Raw genomic sequence first — 3,876 nt, 5'->3', positions numbered from 1 at the left:
AGACGACCGGTGGATCAGGGTTCAGACGACGTTGCCACTTGTTCGGCAGGCGCAGGCCTACCGCCTGGCCACTTCTCCGCTTCCGGCGCCCCAGCTCGTTGGGTATCGCCGGCAAGGACGCTCGCCTGACGTCCCGCATCGACCTGCTGCTCGGACTGGACCAGGTGCTGCCGATCGAGCGCCGCCTGGGCTGCCCGCTCGTTGCGGTCCGCATGAATGATCTTGCGCATCGCAAGCCAGAAGATCAGGCCGACGCCTACGCTCGGGGCGAGGGCACCGAGGATCTCCAGCACCTGCATCCCTCCCTGATCAAGGACCGCCTGCCCCGTCCTTAGGCCGACGCTTCTCTCTTGTCGGTATGACGAGCCGGCGCTGGGCACCCAGGGGGAGAGCGGGCCGCGCAGGTGACGGCGTGCAGGAAGACTACCGGGTAGATCCGGTCGAGCGGTCTGGCGTGCCGGGAGCGAGTGCCGTGGCCGCTCTGGCCCGCATGAATCGAGGATCTCTCGCCGGTGTCATTCGGACGGCGCACCGGTAAGGGCGCTCACCGCCGCGCGGAGCCAGGGCGTGACGAGGGCGACGGTGGGGACGGCGAGCACGGCGGCGCCGGTGAGGTAGGCGCCGGCGGCGACTGCCCGGGCGTGCCCCCGGGGCCCGTCGTCGGGGTAGACGTCTTCCAGGCGCGCGCGGCGCAGCGCGACCTCGTGCCCTTCGGCCTTCGGCTCGAGGGCGCGCAGGGCACGGCGTAGGGGCCCGGGCCCGGTGCGCTGTGCCGCGATGTCGTCGGCGAGCATCTCCAGCAGGGTGCTGACGGCGTCCAGGGCGAGGCGGCTGCGGACCACGCGGGGGAAGGCGACGTGCAGGGCGGTGAACGCCTCCAGGACGAGGTCGTGGCGGGCGCGCAGATGGGCCCGCTCGTGCTCGACGACGGCGCGCGTCTCGGCCTCGTCGAGCACCTGGAGCACCATCTCGGTCACCACGACGCGTGCGGGCCGACCGGGGACGCAGTACGCCAGCGGGACAGTGCCGCTCAGCACGTGGAGCCGGGCGGCGTCGTCGTCGACCGCGCCCAGGAGATCGAGGGCGTCCCGCTGCCGACGGCGACGGCGTCGCAGTACCACGCCGAGCCGCAGGGTGGTGACGGCCAGCCGCAGGACGATGGTGCCCGCGGTGAGCGCGGCGACGGAGGCCGCGACCAGCAGCCAGGCGTCCCGTGCGCCCTGCTCGCCCCGCACCGCCCGCCAGATCTCCTCCGGCGCGGCGAGGGCGGCGCCGACGGCGGCGAGCACCGCGGCAAGCGCCCCAGCCTGCCAGAGCACCACGGCCGCCCTGGGCGCCCGGTGCAGCGCTCGGGCGCGCGCGAGCGCGACAGGCGCAGCGACCGACAGCAGGACGGCGAGGGCCGCGAGGGACAGTGCCGTCACGGTGCTCCGCGCGGGGCGGTCACGGTCGCGGGCTGCCGGTCAGGGCGCGGGACGCCCGAGGGCGGCGCGGAGCGCGTCGGCCTCGGCGGGGCTGACCCGCCCGATGAAGTGCTGGAGGGCGGCGACGCGGGCGTCGGTCCCGTCGCTCAGGCCGAGGGCGTCCAGCATGAGCTCGGCCGTGGTCTGCTCGCGGCTGCGCAGCGGGGCGTAGCGATAGGCGCGGCCCTCCCGGAGCTGGGTGACCGCGCCCTTCTTGGCGAGGCGGTCCATGACGGTCATCACCGTGGTGTAGGCGAGCGGCCGGTCCGCCTGGAGCGCCTCGTGCACCTCGCGGACGGTGCACGGCTGCTCGGCGTCCCACAGATGCGCCATGACGGCGCTCTCGAGCTCTCCCATCGCCATGGCGCAAGCCTACCGGGACCTCCGGACCTTGTCGTACTACTTGACACGTACTACGCCGTGTAAGATTTACGCCGTTCCGTAGTAGACAGCGGACGTCAGGAGATCGCCCCGATGGACACCCTGGAGCTCGCACGTCTGCAGTTCGCGGTCGTGACGATCTACCACTACTTCTTCGTCCCCCTGTCGATCTCCCTGGCGGCCCTGACTGCAGGCCTCCAGACGGCGTGGCACCGCACGGGGCGCCCGCACTACCGAGAGCTCACGTTGCTCGTGGGCAAGCTTCTCATGGTCACCTTCGCCGTGGGTGTCGTGACCGGCCTGGTGCAGGAGTTCCAGTTCGGCCTGTCCTGGAGCGACTTCGCCCGCTTCTACGGGGACGTCTTCGGCCCCACCCTCGCGATCGAGGGCATGCTCGCCTTCTTCCTGGAGGCCACGTTCCTGGGCCTGTGGTTCTTCGGCTGGGACCGCCTGCCCCGGCTCGCGCACCTGGCGACCATCTGGGTGGTCGCCATCGGGACGCTGCTGTCCGCCTTCATCATCCTCGCCGCCAATTCGTTCATGCAGAACCCCGTCGCGTACGAGGTCGACCCGCGGACGGGCCGGGCGCAGCTGGACAGCTTCTGGGGCCTCATGGTCAACGAGGTCAACCTCGTGGCGTACCCGCACACCATCGCCGGCGCCGCCATGACCGGCGGCGCGCTGCTCATGGCCGTCGGCGCCTGGCGGGCATGGGGCCGCGGTCCCACCGCGCGGGGGGAGCAAAACGACCTGGCATGGCGCACCCTCGCCCGCCTCGGCGGCTGGGTCACGGCAGTCGCGGGGCTTGCCGTCGCGATCACGGGTGACCTGCTCGGCAAGGTCATGACGGCCGTCCAGCCGATGAAGATGGCCGCCGCGGAGGCCCTGTACGCCACGCAGGCCGGCGCGCCTTTCTCCGTCTTCGCGATCGGGGACCCACGTCGTGGCGGCGAGCCCTTGCTCTCCCTCGACGTCCCGTACCTGCTCTCGCTCCTCGCGCACGGCGACCCCGGGGCAACCGTCCAGGGCATCGACGACCTCCAGGCGCAGTACGTGCAGGAGCACGGCCCCGGTGATTACGTGCCGTGGGTCCCCGTCGCCTACTGGACCTTCCGGCTGATGATCGGCACCGGCATGCTGGCGGCCACCCTCGCCGTCCTGTTCTTGTGGGTCACGCGTCGCGGCCAGGGCCTCGTGCGGCACGGAGGCGGCCTCGCGGGCGCCACCCGGGGCGTGCTCGCCGGCCGGAGCAGCCTGCGGACCCTCTTCGGCACCGGCGTGCTCGCCTGCCTGCCGCTGCTGCCCGCGCTGCCGGTGCTCGCCAACACCTTCGGCTGGGTCTTCACCGAGACCGCCCGTCAGCCGTGGCTCGTCTTCGGGCTGTTCCGCACGGAGGACGGCGTGGGCTCGGGCCTCACCAGCGCCGAGGTGCTCGCGTCGCTGGTCGGCTTCGGCCTGGTCTACGGCGTCCTCGCGCTCGTCTGGTACTGGGCCGTCCGGCACCTGATCGCGGAGGACCTCACCTCGGGCCCCGTCCGCACCGACGGGGCCGACGCCGACGACGGCGACCGCGCGCCCGTTCCCACCTACTGAGGAGTCCCATGGATCTCGCCCTGCTGTGGTTCGGCCTCGTGGTCCTGTGCTGGGTGCTCTTCCTGGTGCTCGAGGGCTTCGACTTCGGCGTCGGGATGCTCGCCCCCGTCCTCGGCCGCGGCGGCGCGCAGCGCGGCGCGGCACTGCGGACCATCGCGCCGGTATGGGACGGCAACGAGGTGTGGCTCGTCGCGGCGATCGGGGCGATGTTCGCCGCGTTCCCCGACTGGTACGCCTCCGCGCTGTCCGGTCTCTACCTGCCCATGGTGGCCCTGCTGCTGGGCCTCGCCGTGCGCGGCGTGGCGCTGGAGTTCCGGGGCAAGCGCGACGACGAGCGGTGGCGCGCGCGCTGCGACGCGGCCCTGGCGGTCAGCTCGGCCGCCACGGCCACGCTGCTCGGGGCGGTGGTCGGCGTGCTCGCGGGCGGGCTCGCGCTCGG

General features: G+C 72.9%; 5 protein-coding genes. 2 read left to right on the top strand and 3 right to left on the bottom strand.

Features of this window, described 5'->3' with window-relative positions; all coding sequences use genetic code 11:
* Positions 1-14: 14 nt before the first annotated feature.
* From N866_RS17095 to N866_RS17085, 3 genes are all read right to left on the bottom strand, one after another.
* A complete protein-coding gene (locus N866_RS17095; protein WP_034228762.1) occupies positions 15-299 on the bottom strand; it encodes a hypothetical protein in 285 nt (94 codons plus the stop codon).
* Positions 300-515: 216 nt separating this feature from the next.
* The gene (locus N866_RS17090; RefSeq protein ID WP_034228759.1) at positions 516-1,424 is read right to left on the bottom strand and encodes a M56 family metallopeptidase; all 909 of its coding nucleotides are present in this window, start codon (positions 1,422-1,424) and stop codon (positions 516-518) included.
* 39 nt (positions 1,425-1,463) lie between these two features.
* Positions 1,464-1,826, bottom strand: a complete 363-nt coding sequence (locus N866_RS17085) for a BlaI/MecI/CopY family transcriptional regulator (RefSeq protein ID WP_034228758.1) — start codon at positions 1,824-1,826, stop codon at positions 1,464-1,466.
* Positions 1,827-1,937: 111 nt separating this feature from the next.
* Between N866_RS17085 and N866_RS17080 the strand changes: the two genes are divergently transcribed.
* Positions 1,938-3,437, top strand: a complete 1,500-nt coding sequence (locus N866_RS17080; RefSeq protein WP_034228756.1) for a cytochrome ubiquinol oxidase subunit I — start codon at positions 1,938-1,940, stop codon at positions 3,435-3,437.
* Positions 3,438-3,445: 8 nt separating this feature from the next.
* On the top strand, positions 3,446-3,876 hold a 431-nt coding region (gene cydB, locus N866_RS17075; protein ID WP_034228755.1), incomplete at its 3' end, for a cytochrome d ubiquinol oxidase subunit II.

The sequence above is a fragment of the Actinotalea ferrariae CF5-4 genome (assembly GCF_000603945.1).
In the GTDB taxonomy this organism is placed as follows: Bacteria; Actinomycetota; Actinomycetes; order Actinomycetales; family Cellulomonadaceae; genus Actinotalea; species Actinotalea ferrariae.
The sequence above is the reverse complement of the archived record's forward strand: the minus strand, read 5'-3'. Positions and strand labels throughout refer to the sequence as shown.

What these genes read in the sequence shown, in the direction of transcription:
- N866_RS17085 (WP_034228758.1), bottom strand. Translation starts at nt 1,826, where the DNA reads ATGGCGATGGGAGAGCTCGAGAGCGCCGTCATGGCGCATCTGTGGGAC.
- N866_RS17080 (WP_034228756.1), top strand. Translation starts at nt 1,938, where the DNA reads ATGGACACCCTGGAGCTCGCACGTCTGCAGTTCGCGGTCGTGACGATC.
- N866_RS17095 (WP_034228762.1), bottom strand. Translation starts at nt 299, where the DNA reads ATGCAGGTGCTGGAGATCCTCGGTGCCCTCGCCCCGAGCGTAGGCGTC.